Genomic DNA, 21,838 nt, shown 5'->3' with positions numbered 1-21,838 from the left:
TAAATCTTGGCATGCTGGCGAGGGTCGGGAATATTATCGAAAAACTGAGCAAAAACAGCATCAATAGACATGAAGGCACTCCTGAAAAAGGAGCATAAGATCACAGCTGGATCGCAGGGTCAAACCTGTTTTTCTTGGTCAAAAAACGTTCGCGATCTTGCCCTGGGGGTAAGCGGTTGTAGTGCATTCAAAATATACGACAATATCCGAAGCCCAGAAGCACTTGGAAGTTATTATCAAGATGACAAGACCAAAAGCTTTGCTTGGAACGTCGGTGCATATGCAGGCTACCCATGGGTCCTAAGCGATCATACATATGACAAATCTATCGATATGATGGTTAACTCGACTTCATATGCAATGAATCTAACGTCAGATCTTGGGAGCGCCCTTGCAGGGGGGGCACTAGGGTTGGGTGCTGGGTTTATTGGAGGACTGACGGAAGGCTATCCACTAAAGCCATCTGAAGTGTGGACTGCAAAGCTTGAAAATGGTGAGACATATAATCAGAGTCGCGTAATCGAACGCTTCATTATCAATAATTTCAAAGTCAGACCTGTTGAGCCCGATGACACGCCCAAGATTAAGCTAAGACTGGGAATGATTGATATCAATAAAATCACTTGTGTGGAGAACAAACCTTACCAGTATACCCACGAATGTACGCTGCCAGGCGTGAGCTACTCCACTATTTATATCACTGCAGCCCGCCCTGCGACGGGAGAAGAATTTGGAAAAATCCTCAATCTCAAGCCTGGCAGATATGGAGTTTTTTTAACCAGAAATGAGTCGGATTTGATCCAAAAAAATGATGCTCCAGATGTCTATTTTTATATGAAGGACGGTGTTTATAAGTCAGGCAAGAACACACTACCCTTGATCAGCCCGCGTGAAGATGGTAAGCGGTTAGTGCTTATCGATGGCAAAGCTGAATTATTGTAACTCAGCATCATATAGAAATCCCTACGCACCTGAACAGATTAAATATTGAGAGCTGTAACACTGCCAATAAAGATTAGTTATTGCGGTAAACATTGGACTTAATTTCTTTCAGCATCAACATACAACTATTATCCCAACATAAGAGGCTAGCCATCTCTCATGTAAGTGAGGTGTGACAGCGGTTATTAATACGTTAAGTTTTAATAGACCTATAGGATTTATCCATGATCAGAAAGGTGGGTGTCCCAGATTTCTGCTACCAGCATTTTTTAAGGAGATTTATAATGCGTTTCGTTTCATTAATATTTTTAGCAATTACTCTGCCTGCCTCTGCAGCAAAATATATAGAATTGGAAGGTGGTGTTACCACGATTGTTGATAAAACCCCAGAGAAATTATTTCATCAAAAATATGCTGCTGGCCGAGCACATTATGTCATAGAAATAAATAAAGATAAGAATGGATGGTGGTTATCTAATGGTAAAATTCGATACGAAAAACAGTTCGAAAAAGAGCGACACTATGAGGCTACATATGTATGTGGCAATGCTTTGAATAAAGGTTACTTAAATAATGAATACAGAACTGTTATGGATAACATGCATTCACCAGAAAGAGTTATAATACATGTTGGAAAAAGCCTTGGAATAGCATTTAAAAATATAAATCTAGATAAAATAAAAGTTGGGACGCAAGCCACGGGCATAGAATTACACGCTGTCCCAAGCAAATCTAACTCATCTGTTTACTCAGACCTAGTCGTTACAAAAATAAGTGATGAAAACCCTTGTGAGTAAACATTGTTAATAAATTTACAGGTACGATTACTTTAAATAAAAAGGCGACCATCCGGTCGCCTTTTTATTTCTATCGCTTTCCAATCAGAAAACTCACCGAGCCGGTCGCTTGGCACCATTCCCTTTCGCCGCAGGTTTGCCGCCTTGAGACGCGGGTTTGGCACCCGGCTTGGCGGAGCCTGCGCGGGTCGGAGCCTTGCCCTTGTGAGCGGGTTTCCACTGCCCTGCCGGTTTAGCATCTGGAGCGGCGGGCTTGCCGTTGCCAGCCCCTTTTTGCAACTGGCCACCCACAGGTTTGCCATTGCCCGCCTTGCCGCCATGTTTGCTGATCGCCGGGGCATGACCTGCGCCAGCCTCACTGCGGGCGGCACTGTTGCCACGTCCGTTGCTCTGGCCCGCTGCCTTGTTGCCAGCACCGTTGCCGCGCTGATGGGCAATGTTACTGTGGCGCGTCAGGGCCGGTTTCAGCCCCTTGCTGCGACTGCGCTCGGCCTTGGCTTCGCCACGGCCTTCCGGCGGCACCAGGCAGTTGGGACCGTTGCCGATCAGGTGGCCCTTGCCCATTTCCAGCAGGGCTTCGCGGATCATGGGCCAGCCGGCCGGATCATGATAGCGCAGCAGCGCCTTGTGCAAGCGGCGGCGACGCTCGCCCTTGACCACGAACACGTCCCCGCCCTGGCGGCTCACCTTGTTGAGGGGGTTTTTCTCGGTGTAATACATGGTGGTGGCGTTGGCGAGCGGCGACGGGTAGAAGTTCTGCACCTGATCGAGCTTGAAGCTGTTGGTCTTGACCCAGAGCGCCATGTTCACCATGTCTTCATCCGTGGTGCCCGGGTGGGCCGAGATGAAGTAGGGGATCAGGTACTGCTGCTTGCCCGCCTCTTTGGAATACTTGTCGAACAGCTCCTTGAAGCTGTAGTAGCTGCCCATGCCCGGCTTCATCATCTTGGAGAGCGGCCCCTCCTCGGTGTGCTCGGGGGCAATTTTCAGATAGCCGCCGACGTGGTGCTTGGCCAGCTCGCGGATGTAGCGGGGATCTTCCACCGCTATGTCGTAACGCACCCCGGAGGCGATCAGGATTTTCTTGATGCCCTTCACATCACGCGCCTTGCGATAAAGGCTGATGGTCGGGGTATGGTCGGTATCCATATGCGGGCAGATGGTCGGCCAGACGCAGGAGGCGCGGCGGCAGGTCTGCTCGGCCCTGGGGCTCTTGCAGCGCAGCTTGTACATGTTGGCGGTGGGGCCGCCCAGATCCGAGATGACGCCGGTAAAGCCCGGCACCTTGTCGCGGATCTCTTCGATCTCTTTGATGATCGACTCTTCCGAGCGGCTCTGGATGATGCGCCCCTCGTGCTCTGTGATGGAGCAGAAGGAGCAGCCGCCGAAGCAGCCACGCATGATGTTGACCGAGGTCTTGATCATCTCGTAGGCCGGGATCTTCTCCTTGCCATAAGCCGGGTGCGGCACCCGCTGATACGGCAGGCCAAACACGCCGTCCATCTCGTCGGTTTCCAGCGGGAAGGCAGGCGGGTTGACCCAGACGATGCGATCGCCGTGGGCCTGGGAGAGCGCGCGGGCGCAGCCCGGGTTGGTCTCGTGGTGCAGGATGCGCGACGCATGGGCGTAGAGCACCTTGTCTTCCTTCACCCGTTCGAACGCCGGCAGCTTCACATAGGTTTTTTCCCACGGCTTCTGCTTGGGTGGCTGCACCAATACCGGCTTGGCTTCTTGCTCCACCGGTGCCGTGCCTTCGTCGTCACTGCAGGGCGCCCCTTCCATATAGGGGTTCATGATGGGGTCGATGCGGCCGATCTGATCCAGCTTGCTCGAATCCACCCCGCGCCACTCGGGCAGCGGCTCCTTGCGGATCACCGCGGTGCCGCGAATGTCCTGCATGGTGTCGATGGTCTCGCCATTGGCGATGCGGTGTGCCACTTCGATGAGCGGCCGCTCGGCGTTGCCATAAATGAGGATGTCGGCCTTGGCATCGAGCAGGATGGAGCGGCGGATAGTCTCGGACCAGTAGTCGTAGTGGGCGATGCGGCGCAGGGACGCCTCTATGCCGCCGATGACCACCGGCACTTCCTTGAAGGCTTCTTTACAGCGCTGGGTGTAGACGAGAGTCGCGCGGTCGGGCCGCTTGCCGCCTATATCTCCCGGGGTGTAGGCGTCGTCGTGGCGCAGCTTCTTGTCGGAGGTGTAGCGGTTGATCATGGAGTCCATGTTGCCCGCCGTCACCCCGTAGAAGAGGTTCGGCTTGCCCAGGCGCATAAAGTCATCCTTCGATGACCAGTCCGGCTGGGCGATGATGCCGACCCGAAAACCCTGGGATTCCAGCATGCGGCCTATGACCGCCATGCCGAAACTCGGGTGATCCACATAGGCGTCACCGGTCACCAGGACTATGTCACAGCTGTCCCAGCCGAGCTTGTCCATCTCCGCACGGGACATGGGCAGGAAAGGCGCTGTGCCGTAGCACTCGGCCCAATAGCGGGGATAGGAGAAAAGGTGGGTAACCGGCTGCATTTTGAACACCTGGAACAATTCGGGTCGCGCATTATACCGGCAGAGCGAAGCGGGGGCGATGGCTTTTTGCCCCTATAGATCCCACGGAATAGCGCGGCCACTGGCAATAGCAAGGGCGCCCGCAGGCGCCCTTGTGATGATGGAGGGTAGCCACTGGCCCCTGTTGAATTCAGGTCAGGGCGCCGGGGGGGGTGCCCCCCCTGCCCCCTTGGCGGCCAGCGCCTCGTCTACCTGTTGATCCCGCGCGCCGGTCATACCGGCTTTGCGCGCCAGCAGATGGTAGATGGCGGGCACCACCAGCAAGGTCACCAGCGTCGCCAAAGAGAGGCCGAAGAAGACTACGGTACCCACTGCCATCCGGCTCTCGTAGCCCGCCCCCATGGAGAGCATCAGTGGCACCGCGCCGATAATGGCCGTGAGCGAGGTCATCAGGATAGGGCGCAGGCGGCGCACCGAGCCTTTGATTATCGCCTCCTCGAACCCTTCGCCACGCTGGCGCAACTGGTTGATGAACTCAACGATGAGGATGCCGTTCTTGGTCACCATGCCGATCAGCATGATCATGCCGATCTGGCTGTAGATGCTCATCTCCTGCCCCGTCAACCAGAGACCGAGCAGACCGCCGAAGATGCCAAGCGGCACAGTCACCATCACCACCGCCGGGGTCAGCATGCTCTCGAACTGGGCCACCAGCACCAGATAGACCACCAGCAGGGCCAGCGCGAATATCATCACCATCTCGCCCTGGTTATCGCGATAGTCCTTGGACTCACCGGCATAATCCACCGTCATGCCGCTCGGCAAGTTGGCGTCGGCCCAGCCATCGAGAAAATTGAGGGCTTCGCCGAGAGTGTGATCAGGATGCACATCCGCCGTCAGGGTGATCGCCTTCTGCCGCTGGTAGTGGTTAAGGCGGTTGGCCGTCGCCACCTGCTTGACGGTGGCTAGGGTGGAGAGACTCACCATCTCGCCACTGGCGGCCTTGAGGTAGATGAGGCTGAGATCCGAGACGCCGTTGAATTCGGTCTGGTTGCCGCGCAGGTAGACGTCATACTCCTCCCCCCTGTCCACATAAGTGGTCTTGCTCACCCCGCCCAGCATCGCCTGCAAGGTGCTGGCAACGGTGGAGACCGGAATGCCGAGCTGGCTGGCGCTGTCGCGATTGATGGTCACCTGCAGCTCGGGGGTTTTCTCGGCATAGTCGAGATCCGGGCTCAGCATCAGGCCGCTGGCCTGCGCCGCTTTCTGCAGCGCCAGCCCCTGTTGATACAGCTCGGCATAGTCATTGCCCTGCAGCACGAACTGCACCGGCGCGGTGGAGCCTCCCCGGAAACCGGGCTGGAAGGTGCGGATCATCACGTCGGGAATACCGACCAGTTTGGCGCCCAGCGAGCGGGAGAATTCGGTGGCGGTGACATCACGCTCGGCCCAGTCGGAGAGCTGGATGATCACCATACCGGTCTGGTCGCCGCCACGGCCAAAGGCGGGGGTGCTGAAGCTCATGGCCTGCACCACGCCATCCCCCAGCATCGGCATGATGGCGGCTTCCACCTGCTGCATGTTGCGCTTCATCCGCTCGATGCTGGTTCCCTCAGCCCCCTTGACGAAAACGAACACCACACCGCGATCCTCGGTGGGGGTGAGGCTGTTGGGCAGCAGGCTGAACAGGGCGCCGATGCCGCCAAGACAGAGCAGCAGCACCAGCGGCACCCAGCGGGAGTGGCGCAGCACTTGCGCCAGCCATGCACGGTAGTGCAGTTCGACCCAGCCAAGGCCGCGGTCGAGGGCGGCGGTCAGCCGGTTCGGCCGATCGAGCGGGCGCATCAGCCAGGAGCCCATGGCGGGCGTGAGAGTGAGCGCCACCAGCGAGGAGCAGAGCACCGCGAGCGAGAGTAATATGGCAAATTCGGTAAAGAGCCGCCCCACCATACCATCCATAAAGGCGATGGGGACGAACACCATCACCAGCACGGCGGTGGTGGCGATCACCGCAAAGCCCACCTCGCGGGTGCCGTGCCAGGCGGCAAGCAGCGGTGGCTCGCCCCGTTGCAGATGATGGTGGATGTTCTCCACCACCACGATGGCGTCATCCACCACCAGACCGATGGCGAGGATCAGCGCCAGCAAGGTGATGAGGTTGATGGAAAAGCCGAGATACCAAGCGCCGATGAAGGCTGAGATGAGCGACACAGGCACGGTAATGGCCGGGATCAGGGTGGTGCGCCCCTGCCCGAGGAACAGGTATAGCACCGCCACCACCAGCACGGCACAGATGGCCAGGGTCATGTAGACCTCGTCGATGGCCTGCTTGATGAAAATGGTGGAGTCGTAATCGACCTCGAGCACAGCCCCTTGTGGCAGGAAGCGCTGCATCTCGACGATCTTCCTCTCGATCCCCTGCGCCACCGCCAGCGGATTGGCGGTGGACTGGGCCACTATGCCTATCCCCAGGCTCTCGCGGCCGTTGCGCTGATAGGCGCTGTCTTCGTTCTTGGCCCCCACCTCCACGTCGGCGATATCCGCCAGGTAGATGCTTTGGCCGTTGGCAGCGGTGCGGATCTGCAACTGGCGGAAATCATCTGCGGTGTGATAGAGACGGGCGATCTGCACCGACATGGTCATGGAGTTGTTGCGGATCTCGCCGCCCGGCAGTTCGATGTTCTCCCGCTTGAGGGCCTCCTGCACGTCCGTCACCGTGATACCACGGGCCGCCATGTCGGCGGGCCGCAGCCGCACATACATCACCTGGGTCAGGTCGCCGGAGAGCATCACCTCGCTCACCCCGTCCGCCAGACTCAGGGGATCGACCAGCACCCGGTTGGCGTAATCGGTCATGGCGGTGCGATCCATCTGGCTGCTACTGAAGTTGAGCCAGATCGCCACGTCGCCGTTGCCGTTGTCCTTGGTGACCATAGGTTCATCCACACCATCCGGCAGCCTGGGGCGGGCGCGGGAGATGGCGTCACGCACATCCGAGGTGCCCTCCACCATGTTCCAGCCGAGCTTGAACTCCACCGTGATGACGGAGCGCCCCTTGCGAGTCACCGAGTTGATGTTCTTGATGCCGCTGATGCCGGAGAGCTGATCCTCGATGGGCTTGGTGACCTGGCTCTCCATGACGGCTGGCGCCGCCCCCTCATAGGTGGTGGAGATGGAGACGGACGGCGTCTGCACGTCCGGCATCTCCCGCACCGTCAGCTTGCTGAAGGCCACCAGACCGAACACGGTCAGCAAAGCACTCACTACCACGGCCACCAGCGGGCGACGTACAGAGATATCGGAGAGCCACATCAGCCTTTTACCTCCGCCAGATCGTTCACGCTGACGCCGTCACGCAGATTGACCAGCCCCTCAACCGCGATGCGATCGCCGACCTTCAGGCCCTCGGTAACCCACACCTCCTCGCCATGGGTATCCCCCAGCACCACGGGCACCCGCTTGACCAGGCCATCAGGCTCGAGGCGATAGACGAAGCGCAGCTCGCCGGCATACTCCACCGACTGGGCCGGGATCAGGGTCATCTTCTGGGGCGGCAGGGAGAGCTCCAGGTTGAGCAGCATGCCGGGCCGCAGTTGACCGTCGGGATTGGGGATGATGACGCGCGCCTTGATGTTCTGGGTATCGTTGGAGACACGGCTGTCCAGGGTTTCCAGCACGCCACGAAACGCTTGATCAGGCCAGGCCGAGCTGGTTGCCGTCACCGCCATGCCGGGACGCAGCTGGGAGAGATAGCGCTCGGGCACCGCCAGATCGAGCCGCAACTTGGCCAACTCATCGAGATGAAGCAGGGTATCACCGCTGTTGACCAGGGCCCCTTCACTGAGATCAATCAGGCTGACGGTGCCGTTGAAGGGAGCCTGCAGGGTGCGCAGCGACAACTCGTATTTGGCCGCATCGGCACGGGCCTGGGCCTGGGCCACTATGGCCTCCTGCCCTTCCAGCTCGGAGGTGGTGATGGCACCGCGCGCCACCAGCCGGCGCATATCCCGCAGCTTGCGGGCCTCATCGCGCACGCTGGCGTTCTGCTCCGCGAGCTCCGCCTGCTGCTTGCCCGCATCCAGCGCTATCAGGGTATCGCCCTGCTTGACCTGCTGACCGGAACGCACCGCTATCTTGACGATACGCCCTGTCACCTCGGGGCTTATCACCACGGAGCGGTTGGCGGCCAGCTTGCCCACCAGCTTGATGGTGGGTTCGGCCAGGCTCGGCTTGACGGTTTCGGTGCGGATATTGACCTGTCTGGCCGGCGCTTTGGGGGCCGGTTCGGTGTGACGCAGCGCCCAGACACCGGCAACCACGATAAAGAGAAGGCCCGAGCCGAGCCAGATACGCATTTTCATCGAACAATCCATGAAGAGTGAAAGGGTAAATCCAGATTGGGGCCATTTTAGCCACAGACTATGCCGTGACTATGTATAAATGTGACAAAACGTAACAGGAAGGCGATGAGATCACTGTATTTTTTGCGGTTCTATTTTTTTTCCGGCTACCTCGCTTACACTAACGACAGTTTCCTTTGTAACGCCAGATAGCTGCCTATGCTCAACGTGTCCGACGCCCGCTTTCCCACACGCCTTACTTGGCTGCTGTTCGCTCTGGTCATCCTGCTGATTGGTTTGACCTTGCGGCAAAACCTGAAACAGATAGAGAGCCTCTACCTGAGCGACACCCTCAATAGTGCTATTCACCTTCAGGATCAGTTCCAGAGGACCGACACCTTTCTCGAAGCGATGCGCGGTCAGGCCGAAGAGCGGCTGCGCAGCGACCCTCAATCGGCGCTGACCCGCCAGCTCTACAGCTATATCCAACAACTGCCGGATCAGGGACTGGTGCTCGACAAGCTCCCCGCCGACCTGCCTGCGGGGCTGGCAGGCAACCTCACCGGGGAAGGCCCATTGCCTCCCCCCGGCAGTGAGCGGGAGGTGCGATTTCATCTGGCGCTGAGTCTCTCCCCCTTGCTAGCCACCGCCAGCCAGCGCCTTAGCGAGGAGATCGCCTGGGTCTACTTTACCGGTGTGGACAACTTCATCTACCTCTACCCATGGATCCCCTCCAGCCAGTTCCGCTTTAGCCGCAGCATCTATGAGAAGCACTACTGGCAGGATGCGCTGATGTCACCCAACCCCACACAGGACACCATTCTCTCCCGCCCTTACGAAGATTTCGCCGGACTTGGCACCATGGTCACCATGTCCCAACCTCTTTACAAAGACGGGTCGCTGGTGGGGATGATTAGCATGGATATTCTGCTCTCACGCCTGCAACTGCAACTCGATCGGCTGACGCCAGCGCTGGGACAGTATCTGCTTCTCAACCAATACCATCAGGTGCTGGCCAGCAGTACGAAGGAACCCCGAATCCCCCAGGATCTTGCTCCAACTGTACAGTACCAGTGGCGAGAGGGGGCATTGCAACTGACGCTAGCTGTCCCCGATACCCCCTTGCTGCTGGTGCACAGCGTCACTCTGCTGCCGCTGGCATGGACCCTTGCCTACCAGTCCGCTCCAACCCTGCTCGCCATCCTTTTCTTACTGCTGGCGGCACTCTCCAATCTGAGGTCCCATCGCCTCAACCAGCGGCTCAACTATCTCTCCTGTCATGATGCCCTCACCGGTGCCTTCAACCGCCACTATCTGGTCCTGCTGGAGCAAACTGGCAGCCTGGCGCGGCTCCGGCCGGGCATGCTGATGTTCGACGCGGATCACTTCAAACGGGTTAACGACAACTTCGGCCATGCCGTTGGCGATATCGTGCTGATCCAGCTGGTACAAATCTGCCAGCAGCAACTCGGCCCATCAGACCGCCTGGTCCGCTGGGGCGGTGAGGAGTTCCTGCTACTGATCGGCCACAGCGACGTATCCCGTCTCGGCGAACTGGCGGAACAGATCAGGATCGCGGTCGCCGACCACGACTGGGCCACCATCGAACCTGAGCTGGCCGTCACCATCAGCCTCGGCTATTACCCCCACGAGGAGAGCATCCAGCTCCATGAAGCGGTGCGCCGCGCCGACATGGCGCTTTATCAGGCCAAGGCCAACGGACGCAACCGCAGTGAAAGATGGCTGGGTGACGCCTCCTGACTTGCGAGGTAAGCTGGTCACCCAACCCTTTTTTGGAGGAAAGTTGTGCCACGTAAACCCCGCGTAGGGCTCGCTCTCGGGAGCGGCGCCGCCAGAGGATGGGCCCACATTGGTGTCATCCGTGCCCTTGATCGCCTCGGCGTCAAACCAGATCTGGTAGCAGGCTGCTCAATCGGCAGTTTCGTCGGCGCCGCCTATGCTGCGGGCAAGCTGGACAAGCTAGAGTCCTGGGTTCGCGGCTTCAGCCGGCTACAAGTCGTCGGCCTGCTCGATCCCGCCCTCTCCGGCGGCCTGTTTCGCGGCGAGAAGGTATTTGGTCTCGCCGCCAGCCATCTGGGGGATCCCGATCTCGAGAACCTGCCCATCCCCTTTGCCTGCATCGCCACCGAACTCGACACCGGCCGCGAGATCTGGCTGCAACGGGGCTCGCTACGCCAGGCGGTGCGCGCCTCCTGTGGCATGCCGGGGATCCTCACTCCAACCCGGGTCAACGACCGCTGGCTGGTAGATGGCGCCGTGGTCAACCCGGTTCCCATCTCGCTGGCCCGCGCCATGGGCGCAGAGGTAGTGATTGCGGTTAACCTCAACAACGACATGCACCAGCCCTGGACCGACGGACCGGATCAACCGGGTGGCGGCGGCTTGCTCAGTCAGTGGCTTAATCGCGGCGAATCGGCACCGGCAACTCCCGGCCTGTGGAGCGTGATGAGCGGCTCTATCAACATCATGCAGGAACGGATCACCCGCGCCCGAATGGCGGGGGACCCGCCGGAAATCCAGCTTTGTCCACGCCTGGGCAGCTTCTCCATCATGGATTTTCATCGTGCCAGCGATGCCATCAACGAGGGGGAGGCCTGTGTCGAACGCAACCTCGATCAGCTCAAGGAGGAGCTGGGCCGCCTCGGGTTGCTGTAACCCTCCCCCAATCGCACCAACCAAAAAAGAGCGCCTTGCAGCGTAACGCCTGTCAGTTAAGCATTTTTGTGACTGAATATTCGAAATGTTGAATAACAGGAACGGTACCATGGTTAACGCGTCAATGTGGCTGACACCTTTGCCCTGATGGGCATCCAATAAAAAGAGGGAGGCATTATGCCTCCATCACTCTTTGGCCCTTATACCTCGCGGGCTGAGACTCACTTTCTCTTAACTGACTGGCATTAGCTTTGCCGCGCTCTTTTTCTATGACAAAACAGCGGGCTTAGAACAGCCCCAGCCCTTTGAGCATCACGATCAGGATCAACAGCGGCGATACGTAACGAATGATGAAGAACAGTGGTTTGAGGATCGGCAGAGCCAGCTCGCCGCCATTGGTCAGAGCATCGCGCATCTTCTCCTCACCCCATACCCAGCCCACAAACAGGCAGAGGAAGATACCGCCCAGCGGCATCAGGATGTTGGAGGAGAGGTAGTCAAACAGATCGAAGAAGGTCTTGCCCGCAATCTGTACATCCGCCAGCGAGCTGTTGGAGAGCGCACAAGTGGAACCCACAGCACCCAGTACCAGCAGGTTGATCAGGGTCGCCTTGGGGCGGCTCATCTTGAAGCGCTCGGAGAGCACCGAGACCGGCACTTCCAGAATGGAGAGCATGGCACCGGTGGCCGCAATAGCGGACAGTACAAAGAAGAGCACCATGAAAACATGGCCAAACGGGATACTGGCAAACACTGCCGGAATGGTGATGAACAGCAGGGAGGGGCCGGCCGAGGGCTCGAACCCGAAGGCAAACACGGCTGGGAAGATGGCGATCCCCGCCAGTATGGAGACAAACAGATCGGCGCACATCACCCGGAAGGTGGTGAGCGGAATGTTCTGATCATCCCGGAAGTAGCTGCCATAGGTCATCATGCAACCCATACCGATGGAGAGCTTGAAGAAGGCCAGCCCCATGGCGGTCAGTACCACGGCCCCGGTGATCTTGGAGAAATCTGGCGAGAAGAGGAAGGAGAGACCTTCGCTCGCCCCCGGCAGAGTCAGACTGCGGATACCGATGACCAGCAGCAAGATAAAGAGCACCGGCATCAGCTTCTTGGTGACCGCTTCGATCCCCTTGGAAACCCCCATCAGCAGTATGCCCCCCATCAGCGCCAACACCAGCCATTGCCAGAGCAGGCTCTGCAGCGGGTTGGTGATGAGCGCATTGAAGGCAGCCCCCGTGACCGCAGGGTCGGTCGACAGTATCTCGCCACTGATGGCCTTGAAGATATAGGCGAACACCCAGGCCGCCACTTCGGAATAGAAGGACATGATGAGGAAGGCGGCGACCACTCCCATCACGGCAATCAGCCACCAGGGTTGCCCCTTGGGGCTCAGTTTGCTCAGGGTAGTCACCGCATCGGCCTTGCCCTTGCGACCCAGCATGATCTCGGAAATCATCACCGGCAATCCCACCAGCAGGGTGGCAATCACATAGACCAGCAGAAAACCGGCGCCGCCGTTTTCACCCGTCAGATAGGGAAATTTCCAGATATTGCCCAGCCCGACGGCAGAGCCCAGGGTGGCGGCAAGCACACCAAATTTACTGGTAAAGCCATCTCTGGCCTGGGGAATGGTTTGACTCATACTTGTCTCACTGTGCGCATCACGCGAAGGATAACACTGATTTTATAGCAGGAATTTTCTGAGGATTAATCCAGCTTACCAAGGTATTTTCGTTAAAATCCCGGACGAGTGCACAATTAGCCAAATTTAATTAACTGAAGTGGTTATTAGATGGATAAAAAAATGCCGCCTCAATGGCGGCATTTTTGTCAAAGCCCAAATAAATCAAGCCTTGGCAATATCGTCCGGACCGATCTGGCCAATTTCGGCGACTTTCTTGTCAGCCAGCAGCCAGAGGGTGAACTTGTGCAGCTCCGGGTGATGCGCCAGTGCCACCAGGAAGGCGCCACCAACTTCACGATAACCCAGTTCATAGTTCTTCAGGGTGGTAGGGGGAACACCCAGCAGATCGGCAAACTTGGGACGGCTCAAACCGACCGCTTCACGGATCTGACGGATCTTTTTACCAACAGTTACGATATTTGAATTCATATTGTTCAATACTCCGTACGGCGGATTAACTCCACCTTTATTTTTCGCGACGACTCGTAGTCAAGTGTATCAGTTTTGAACGGACTCGTTATGGTCGAGCCTCTATCTTTAATCAGCGTCTTTCGACGACAACCCTTGCAAACATTGGGGATGGTAATCGCTCAACCGCCTCAGGTAAACAGTCTCGAAAAGAAACCTTTATTGTTGCAGCAGAAATAACTCGTATAATCCGCTAGCTATCCCTAAAGAGTAGGAACTCATGGCACTCCCCGGCATAATCTCCTGTTTACACCCAGTTTCAACACTCGCAGACCTCACCCGCCAGTTGATGCAAGGCCAGCAGACACGCGCCGAAGCCTTCTGGTTACCTGCGGCCATGCATGATCAGGCGGCAGCGATTTTGAGCGCGCTCAATGACAAAAGCAGCCTGTTTCTCGAACAGCCCGTGCCCGGCCTGACCCTGCGCAGTCACGATGGAGTCTTGCAAGAAGACGGACATCTGCTGCTCGGTAATGGCCACAGCCTTGCCCTTGCCAACGAGCAGGGTGACGGGGGTCTGGTGCCTGAAAGCGGGCTCGCCGAGATGGCGCTCTGGCTGGAGGCGGGTCACCGCCACTTTCGCTGTTCAGCTGCGGTTCAGCCCGTGGCGCGGGCCATCCTCAACATCTGGCCCCTCGACCCCTACCTCGCCCGTCATTTTTTGCTCAGCTTCACACCCTTACTGTGCGAAGCAACCGAGGCCGATTATCTGGCGGTATTCCAGGCGAGGGTATCTCCCTCTATGGCGCAATCCGACTGGGTTCAGGCCTATATTAAACTCGAAAAGAAGCTGCACAGAGCCTATTTGGATCACTAATTAATTCGGATAAACAGCCAGTTATCCACGCGACACAATTTGCCATATGTATTATGTGTGAGCTTGATCATGTTTTGAAATCGGCATAGAGTGCGCCACGTCATCGGAATGACGTCGGCTGTTCGTGAAGGGTGAAGGCATTGCTTACGCTGCTACCCGCTCGCTTGTGCACCAGGAATGTGTGCCTCCCGGATGGAACCGGGATCCCTGCCAGACTCAACGCTGTTGTTCGGCAGAGCCTGCAGCTTACATAAATTAAAAAGTGCGAAGCACGTGAACAACGTGCCATCTCTACGAGGATTTTTTTATGATGAAAATGGCCCCTTCCTTGATCGCCATCGCTATGGCTACCATGGGTGCAACTGCAGCTCACGCCGCTGACGACATCTACTTCGGTGCCGGTGTCGGTGCTGCCCACTTCAACGGTCTGAACAAGATTGAAGGCGTGAACACTGGCGAAGAAAACGCGGCTGCTGCCAACGCCTTCGTTGGTTACAACTTCACCGAAAACTTCGGTACCGAATTAGGCTACCAGTACGCTGGCCGTGGCAACACCGATGGCAACCGTTACGAAAACCAGGGTGCCACCCTATCCGGTATCGCTCGTCTGCCGCTGGGCGGCGACTTCTCTGCCTTCGCTGAAGGCGGCGCCTACTGGGCTCACACCGACGGCATGGGCACCAGCGATACCAGAGTATCCCCGCTGGCTGGCCTGGGTGTGACCTACAAGGTTAACGACGCGCTGGATCTGCAAGCTCGCTACCGCTACATGTGGGACGTGGCTGACCTGCAAGTCAACGATGTACGCTACAAGTCCAACCAGAGCGTTGCGACCCTGGAAGCCGTATACCACCCGTTCCGTACTTCCTACGTAGCGCCGGCTCCGGCTCCGATTGTTGAAGAAGCTCCGGCTCCTGCCCCGCAGGTTGTTGAGAAGAACTTCGCTCTGAACTCAGACGTGCTGTTTGCCTTTGGCAAATCCACTCTGAAGCCGGAAGGTGTTGCCGCGCTGAATACCCTGTATCAGCAGATCGTCGACGTGCAGCCGAGAGATGGCAGCGCCGTGGTCGTCGGCTTTACAGACCGTATCGGTTCTGAAGCACACAACCTGAAGCTGTCCGAAGCCCGCGCCCGTACCGTTGCTGACTTCCTGGTGAGCAAGGGTATGGCTGCCGGCAAGGTCACCATCGAAGGTCGTGGCACCGCCAACCCGGTCACCGGCGCCCAGTGCGACGGCATCAAGGCCAGAGCACAGCTGATCGCCTGCCTGGCACCGGATCGTCGCGTAGAAGTTCGCATCTCTGGCGTAAAAGAAGTTCAGAAATAATCTGACTCTGTTCAGATGATGCGAAAAGGGGATGCCACGGCATCCCCTTTTGTTTTCCCGCTTTCCATTGATTAATAGTGAACGCAGCAAGACGCGACACTTTCTGTCAAACCGTCTCCCCCGCCACACGCCCTGCTTGTTCGCTCAAACCCGCACAAGTGCTGGATACCTGTACAGAAACTTGATAAAAGTGGGTCAAAAGAATACAGTTACTCTGCTTGTGAGGGATTAGATGAACTTTTAAAAGTGCTTATTGTCCGGTTAGTTGTCCATGAGGCCAAGACTTCATGAGTATCCAGGATACCGTCTCTTTTTTCATTCAAGCCAGTCGTGATACACCATGGAAGTCGCAGCTGAATTGTCACCTGTGACCGGTATAACTGAAGAGTGCGCAGTACGCCCTAGCACAGCAAACTCAACGAGGATGAAATGATGAAAATGAAAATGGCACCTGCCCTGATTGCTCTGGCCATCACGGCAATGGGAACTACCACCGCTCAGGCAGCCAACGACTGGTACACAGGTATCGGCGCCGGTTGGGCTTATGGCCATGACCTGAACGACTTTGGCAAAGACGCTGACCAGGACGCTACTGCGCTCTCCCTGTTTGGTGGTTACAACTTCAATGATAACTACGCCGCCGAACTGGGCTACCTCTACGCCGGCCAATTCGGTACCGACGGTGTCGACTTCAGGACCCAGGGCGCTACCCTGTCCGGTCTTGCCCGTCTGCCGCTGGGCGACATCTTCTCCGTATTTGCAGAAGGCGGAGCCTACTTCGCCAATGTCAACGGCAAGAACAGCAGCGACCAAGTCACCGTACCGCTGGCCGGTCTGGGCCTGACCGCCAAGCTCACCGACCTCCTCGATCTGCAAGCCCGCTACCGCTACCTGTGGAACGTGGGTGATGAGAATGTGACCGGGGAAACCAACATGAGTTTGGCCACCCTGGAACTGGTGTTTCACCCGAACCGCACCTCTTACGTTGCCCCCGTCCCGGCACCGGCTCCCGAGCCGGTTCCTGAGCCGGTGATGGTCGAAAAGAACTTCTCCCTGAGCTCGGACGTGCTGTTTGCCTTTGGCAAATCCACTCTGAAGCCGGAAGGAGTTGCCGCGCTGAATACCCTGTATCAGCAGATCGTCGACGTGCAGCCGAGAGATGGCAGCGCCGTAGTCGTCGGCTTCACAGACCGCATCGGTTCTGAAGCGCACAACCTGAGACTGTCCGAAGCCCGCGCCCGCACCGTAGCCGACGTCTTGATCAGCAAGGGTCTGCCTGCTGGCAAGGTCACCATCGAAGGTCGTGGCACAGCCAACCCGGTCACCGGCACCCAGTGTGACGGCATCCAGGCCCGGGCACAGCTGATCGCCTGCCTGGCACCGGATCGTCGCGTTGAAGTAAGCGTCACCGGCGTAAAAGAAGTGAAACAGTAAGTCACTCAGGTGGCATATGAGGGAGGCCTGATGGCCTCCTTTTTTATTGCCCCGTGATCACCGCTCACCCTCCCCGTTTTGTCACCTCGTCCCGCTCGTTGCAATCCCAAGCACCACCTAAGTGGTTAAAAAACCTGCATCGCCTATCAATCGTCGGGGTTGTACACAACAGCGCTGGCGCTCTGCGGCATCAAACATCGACGAGGATACGCGATGAACATAAGACCGAAACCTGTTTGAATTGCATTGGCAGCCATGAGGCCTCCCTGTCGGTGATAGGCCGGTTGCCCCCTGGCGACATCTTCTCGGTATTGGCGGAAGGGAGCGGTTATCTCTATCGCGTCAAGTCCATCAACTTGGCACCGCGAGCCAGCCTCGGCCAGCCCGCCGACAAGGTGAGCATCCTGGGCAGTGGCGAGAGCAACCGGTCACCGGCTCTCAGGGTGCCCCCGAGGCCCCCGTCGCAGAACCAGCCGCACCATAGGCCGAGTCAAACAACGAAAAGAGCAGTCAGGCGTGTGGGAGAGGTACTGAAAGGGAAACCGGTGAAAGGTGCACAAAAAAGGGATGCCGAGGCATCCCTGTTGCTTTTCGTCTGTGCGAAAGATCAGAAGGAGGTGCGGCGATAGCGGCGGTATTCTGGTTGCCAGAAATTCGCTTCGATAGATTGCTCTATCACCTCATCCGGGGTCTGCACCGCCTTGCCCTGCAGCATGGCGGTCTTGGCCACCATCTTGGCTATGTAGCGGGATACCTCGTGAATGTCCGCCAGATCCGGCAGCAGCGAGCCCTCGGCCCCCTTCACCAGCGGCGAACACTCCGCCAGGGCGCGGCTGGCAGACATCAGCATGGCATCGGTTACCCGGGTGGCACCGGAGGCGATGACACCAAGGCCGATCCCCGGGAAGATGAAGGAGTTGTTGCACTGGGCGATGACATAGCGCTTGCCCTTGTGCTCCACCGGTGCAAACGGACTGCCGGTGGCCACCAGCGCCTGACCGTCGGTCCAGCGGATGAGATCTGCCGGAGTTGCTTCGACCCGCGAGGTGGGGTTGGAGAGCGGGAATATGATGGGACGGGCACAGTGCTTGTGCATGGTCTTGACCACCTCTTCGGTGAACAGGCCCGGCTGGCCGGAGACCCCGATCAGAATGTCCGGGCGACCGTGCTCCATCACCTCCAGCAGGGAGATATTGTCCCCCACCGACCAGTCGGCAATGCGCTCAACCGGCTGGGAGAGGCGGCGCTGGAAGTCGAGCTGGTTGGGGATCTTGTCGGTGATAAGACCAAAGCGGTCCACCATAAAGACCCGGCCACGGGCCTGTGCATCCGTCAGCCCTTCGGCCTTCATCTGCGCCACTATCTGCTCGGCAATGCCGCAACCTGCACTGCCCGCGCCGAGGAAGGCGACCCGCTTCTCGGAGAGCTTGGCACCGGAGGCCTTGCAAGCGGCGATCAGGCTGCCGAGCGTCACGGCGGCGGTGCCCTGAATGTCGTCATTGAAACAGCAGAGCTCGTTCTTGTAGCGGTTGAGCAGCGGCATGGCGTTGTTCTGGGCGAAATCCTCGAACTGCAGCAGGATATCGGGCCAGCGGCGCTTGACCGCCTGGATAAAGGCATCGACGAACTCGGCGTACTCTTCACCCGAGATGCGCGGATTGCGCCAGCCCATGTAGAAGGGGTCATTGAGCAACTGCTGATTGTTGGTGCCCACATCCAGCACCACCGGCAGGCAGTAGGCCGGGGAAATGCCACCACAGGCGGTGTAGAGGGAGAGCTTGCCGATGGGAATGCCCATGCCGCCAATCCCCTGATCGCCAAGACCCAGGATCCGCTCGCCGTCGGTGACCACGATTACCTTGACGTTCTGCTTGGTGGCGTTTTGCAACATGTCATCGATCCTGTCCTTGTCCGGATAGGAGATGAAGAGGCCGCGGGCGCGGCGGTAGATGTTGGAGAACTCCTCGCACGCCTTGCCCACGGTCGGGGTATAGATGACCGGCAGCATCTCGGTCAGGTGGTCGTGCAGCAGACGGTAGAAGAGCGTCTCGTTGGTATCCTGGATGTTACGCAGATAGATGTGCTTGTTCATGTCGTTGCCAAACGCCATGAACTGACGGTAGGCCCGCTCGGCCTGCTCTTCGATGGTTTCAATATTCTGGGGCAGCAGGCCCTCGAGGTTGAAATTGCTGCGCTCTTCACTGGTGAAGGCGCTGCCCTTGTTGAGCAAGGGGGTCTCCAGCAGGGCCGGACCGGCATAGGGAATGTAGAGGGGGCGTTTCTGGTTATTATCTTCAAACATGGATCGGGTACCTACACAATGACCTGGACGAAGGGATCCGCCGATCCTATGGGCTTGCGCCATTAATTTCAAAGAGTTTGCACATCCGGTGCAAAAGGTTTGCGACCTAGGCGACGAAAGGCGCCGGGGGTCTGACCAGTGATGCGGCGAAAACGGTTGGCAAAGTTGGCACCATCGCTGTAGCCGACCCGGCTGGCCAACTCGCCGAGCGGCCAGTTGGTGTAGAGCAGCAGCTGACGCGCCTTGTTCATCCTGAGCCCGGTGAGCCAGGCCATGGGCCCCATGCCGAACACCTGCTGGCAGAGCCGGTGCAGATGGGGCACAGAGCAGGCCATCTGCCGAGCCAGCAGTGCTACGCTCCAAGGCTCGTCAAGGCGCGCCTCCACCCGCCGAAACAGCGCCTGCAACCTCAGCTCAGGGGTACCGCGCACCTCCCCTTGCAGAGTGCGTTCCAGCAGCGCCAGCAACAGGCTGAGCAGCTGGGGTTGCAGGGGTGAACGTACCCCCTCCCCCTGCATCAGGCTGAGCAGGTGATAGAGCTGATCCCCCTCCTCTCCCTGCCAGATGCGGTGACCCAGCCGGTGCAGGTGCTGCCATCGCGGCACGTCATCGAGCAAAATCCAGCTGATCTGCCAGCGCTCGCCAATCAGCCTGAGACCACCTGGCACGGCGGCGGGCAGGAAGATGAGCGATCCTGCCGGAATCGGCTGTTCCCCCTCGTCAGTGAGCAAGGCGCCTCCCTCATCGTGACTCACCATCAGGATGTGGAACTCAGGGCGATTGCGACGAATGAGGTAGTGCTCCCTGATGTGCGAAAGGCCGGTCAGAAAAATACCCGCCTCGCCGAGCAGGGGCAGCCCTTCACGGCCCAGCATCCGCTCCTCGCAGGCCGGGGCTATTTCCAGACACTCGCGGACAAAAGCCATAACGCCTCAACATGATAGTTTTAAACAAGAAACCCGAGAGGGGCTCACAGTGAAGTCGCTCGCCACTCCCCCTATCATACCCATGACAAACCTTGCGTTTCACATACCTGGTTAACATAAATGAATTATTGGCAAGCGATTTTAAAACAAACCACCGATCGCGAGTTCATGACACGACTGTGGCGGCTGGCCCTGCCAGTGTCGCTGCAATCCATGATGTTCTCCCTGCTCGGCCTCATCGACATCATGATGGTGAGCCAGCTCGGCACCACGGCGGTGGCGGCAGTGGGCTTGGGTAACCGGGTCTTCTTCTTCAATCTGCTGGTGATAGCGGGACTCTCGGGTGGCGTCTCGGTATTGGCGGCACAATATTACGGTCGCGGCGAGCTGGCCGGGGTGCGCCGCGCCCTGCTACTGGCGCTGGTGGGTGCCCTGCTGGTGAGTCTGCCGTTTGCACTCATCTATGTGCTCGCCCCGGGCAGCGTGCTGGATTTTGCCAGCCAGGAACCCCAATTGCGCGCCCTCGCCGACCCGTTCTTGATGATCACCGGCGCCACTATTCTCTGTACCGCCATCGTAGTGCCACTGGAATCGGCGCTGCGTTCGGTGGGCAACGCCGCCGCCCCGACCCGGATCGGCATCATAGCCATCATCGCCAACGTCATCCTCAACTACGCCCTCATCTTCGGTAATTTCGGCTTCGAGGCCATGGGGGTGGCAGGCTCTGCCTGGGGCACGACCATTTCACGCCTGCTGCAAACGGCGCTGCTGCTGATCTATGTGTGGCGGCAGGAGCCCCGCCTCATCCCGCGCAGACAGGAGTGGTGGGACGCCTTCAAGCGCAAGGAGGTGGTGCGCTTCACCCTGATCGCCCTGTCGCTCTTGTTCCACGACGGGCTCTGGGCCTTCGGCATGCTGCTCTACGGCTTTCTCTATGCCCATCTGGGCACAGATTCACTGGCCATCATGACCACGCTGGGGACGCTCGAGAGCATCCTCATCTCTCTCTTCTTCGGGCTGGCGGTAGCCTGCTCCACCCTGCTCGGCCACCGGCTCGGGGCCGAGGAGTACGACATCGCCTGGCAACACTCCCAGCTGTTCCTGCTGCTCGCCCCCATAGGCGCCCTGCTGGTAGGGATGGCAGTCTGGCTGTTGCAGACCCACCTGTTACAGTGGGTCGGCAACCTGCCGGGCGAGATGTTGGGAGAGGCGGGGCAGGTGCTCGCCGTCATGTGTCTGGGCATGCTGCTCAAGGTGTTCAACATGGTGGGGATTATCGGGGTGCTGCGCTCCGGCGGCGACGTGAACTACAGCATCGTCATCGACATCATCGCCATGTGGTGCATAGGCCTGCCGCTCGCCTGGGTGGCGGTCAGCCTGCTCGGCTGGCCTCTCTCCTGGGTGGTGGCCGTGGTGCTGCTGGAGGAGTTGTGCAAGGTCGTGCTGGTGCAGCGCAGGATCCGCCAGCGCCGCTGGCTCAGAAATCTGGTGATAGGATAAGGGGACGCAGGAAGAGGCAAAATGCGGGGTCATATCAATGACAGAAAATCCCCGTTTGCAGTATGCTGGCCCCCTCTTCAATCAGAGACAGGGCGCCGCTAAGTGCACGTG

15 protein-coding genes are annotated in these 21,838 nt (G+C 58.4%); 8 read left to right on the top strand and 7 right to left on the bottom strand.

The genetic code is table 11. The annotated features are described in order from the left end of the window. Nucleotides 1–69 precede the first annotated feature (69 nt). Nucleotides 70–942, top strand: coding sequence for a hypothetical protein (locus tag GWQ22_RS10655; RefSeq protein ID WP_275930274.1), 873 nt, complete (start codon nucleotides 70–72; stop codon nucleotides 940–942). 284 nt (nucleotides 943–1,226) lie between these two features. Then, nucleotides 1,227–1,739, top strand: coding sequence for a hypothetical protein (locus GWQ22_RS10650; RefSeq protein WP_275930273.1), 513 nt, complete (start codon nucleotides 1,227–1,229; stop codon nucleotides 1,737–1,739). A gap of 93 nt (nucleotides 1,740–1,832) precedes the next feature. On the opposite strand, the gene GWQ22_RS10645 is transcribed toward GWQ22_RS10650, so the two are convergent. The 3 genes from GWQ22_RS10645 to GWQ22_RS10635 all read right to left on the bottom strand — a co-directional run bounded on the left by GWQ22_RS10645 (nucleotide 1,833) and on the right by GWQ22_RS10635 (nucleotide 8,608). Then, nucleotides 1,833–4,268, bottom strand: coding sequence for a YgiQ family radical SAM protein (locus tag GWQ22_RS10645; RefSeq protein ID WP_275930272.1), 2,436 nt, complete (start codon nucleotides 4,266–4,268; stop codon nucleotides 1,833–1,835). 174 nt (nucleotides 4,269–4,442) lie between these two features. After that, a complete protein-coding gene (locus GWQ22_RS10640; protein ID WP_275930271.1) occupies nucleotides 4,443–7,559 on the bottom strand; it encodes an efflux RND transporter permease subunit in 3,117 nt (1,038 codons plus the stop codon). Then, nucleotides 7,559–8,608, bottom strand: a complete 1,050-nt coding sequence (locus tag GWQ22_RS10635) for an efflux RND transporter periplasmic adaptor subunit (RefSeq protein WP_275930270.1) — start codon at nucleotides 8,606–8,608, stop codon at nucleotides 7,559–7,561. The genes GWQ22_RS10640 and GWQ22_RS10635 overlap by 1 nt, the downstream gene beginning before the upstream one ends. A gap of 198 nt (nucleotides 8,609–8,806) precedes the next feature. Here GWQ22_RS10635 and GWQ22_RS10630 point away from each other — a divergent pair, with 198 nt between their 5' ends. Continuing rightward, a complete protein-coding gene (locus GWQ22_RS10630; RefSeq protein WP_275930269.1) occupies nucleotides 8,807–10,348 on the top strand; it encodes a sensor domain-containing diguanylate cyclase in 1,542 nt (513 codons plus the stop codon). A 45-nt stretch (nucleotides 10,349–10,393) separates the two neighbouring features. Then, complete coding sequence (locus tag GWQ22_RS10625) at nucleotides 10,394–11,263, top strand: patatin-like phospholipase family protein (protein WP_042038277.1); 870 nt, start codon at nucleotides 10,394–10,396, stop codon at nucleotides 11,261–11,263. A gap of 286 nt (nucleotides 11,264–11,549) precedes the next feature. Here GWQ22_RS10625 and GWQ22_RS10620 read toward each other — a convergent pair whose 3' ends face one another. Together GWQ22_RS10620 and GWQ22_RS10615 are read right to left on the bottom strand one after the other, a co-directional pair. Further along, nucleotides 11,550–12,911, bottom strand: coding sequence for a sodium-dependent transporter (locus GWQ22_RS10620; RefSeq protein WP_275930268.1), 1,362 nt, complete (start codon nucleotides 12,909–12,911; stop codon nucleotides 11,550–11,552). Nucleotides 12,912–13,115: 204 nt separating this feature from the next. Beyond that, nucleotides 13,116–13,382 carry a helix-turn-helix transcriptional regulator gene (locus tag GWQ22_RS10615; protein ID WP_005298604.1) on the bottom strand — a complete coding sequence of 89 codons (267 nt, stop codon included), beginning with the start codon at nucleotides 13,380–13,382 and terminating at the stop codon, nucleotides 13,116–13,118. A gap of 259 nt (nucleotides 13,383–13,641) precedes the next feature. On the opposite strand from GWQ22_RS10615, the gene GWQ22_RS10610 reads away from it, so the two are divergent. The 3 genes from GWQ22_RS10610 to GWQ22_RS10600 all read left to right on the top strand — a co-directional run bounded on the left by GWQ22_RS10610 (nucleotide 13,642) and on the right by GWQ22_RS10600 (nucleotide 16,999). Continuing rightward, nucleotides 13,642–14,238: a hypothetical protein gene (locus tag GWQ22_RS10610; RefSeq protein WP_275930267.1), complete on the top strand. Its 597-nt coding sequence runs from the start codon at nucleotides 13,642–13,644 to the stop codon at nucleotides 14,236–14,238. 307 nt (nucleotides 14,239–14,545) lie between these two features. Then, on the top strand, nucleotides 14,546–15,565 hold the full coding sequence (ompA, locus tag GWQ22_RS10605; RefSeq protein ID WP_275930266.1) for a porin OmpA: 1,020 nt from the start codon (nucleotides 14,546–14,548) through the stop codon (nucleotides 15,563–15,565). A 432-nt stretch (nucleotides 15,566–15,997) separates the two neighbouring features. Beyond that, nucleotides 15,998–16,999: an OmpA family protein gene (locus GWQ22_RS10600; protein ID WP_275930276.1), complete on the top strand. Its 1,002-nt coding sequence runs from the start codon at nucleotides 15,998–16,000 to the stop codon at nucleotides 16,997–16,999. A gap of 607 nt (nucleotides 17,000–17,606) precedes the next feature. On the opposite strand, the gene GWQ22_RS10595 is transcribed toward GWQ22_RS10600, so the two are convergent. Together GWQ22_RS10595 and GWQ22_RS10590 are read right to left on the bottom strand one after the other, a co-directional pair. Next, nucleotides 17,607–19,301, bottom strand: coding sequence for an NAD-dependent malic enzyme (locus tag GWQ22_RS10595; RefSeq protein WP_042038269.1), 1,695 nt, complete (start codon nucleotides 19,299–19,301; stop codon nucleotides 17,607–17,609). Nucleotides 19,302–19,369: 68 nt separating this feature from the next. Continuing rightward, nucleotides 19,370–20,227 carry an AraC family transcriptional regulator gene (locus GWQ22_RS10590; protein ID WP_275930265.1) on the bottom strand — a complete coding sequence of 286 codons (858 nt, stop codon included), beginning with the start codon at nucleotides 20,225–20,227 and terminating at the stop codon, nucleotides 19,370–19,372. A 120-nt stretch (nucleotides 20,228–20,347) separates the two neighbouring features. On the opposite strand from GWQ22_RS10590, the gene GWQ22_RS10585 reads away from it, so the two are divergent. Then, on the top strand, nucleotides 20,348–21,727 hold the full coding sequence (locus GWQ22_RS10585; protein WP_275930264.1) for an MATE family efflux transporter: 1,380 nt from the start codon (nucleotides 20,348–20,350) through the stop codon (nucleotides 21,725–21,727). Nucleotides 21,728–21,838: the final 111 nt, after the last annotated feature.

Origin of the sequence: Aeromonas sp. 1HA1 (assembly GCF_029237385.1) — a bacterium.
In the GTDB taxonomy this organism is placed as follows: domain Bacteria; phylum Pseudomonadota; class Gammaproteobacteria; order Enterobacterales; family Aeromonadaceae; genus Aeromonas; species Aeromonas popoffii.
This window is presented reverse-complemented; position numbering and strand designations above follow the sequence as displayed.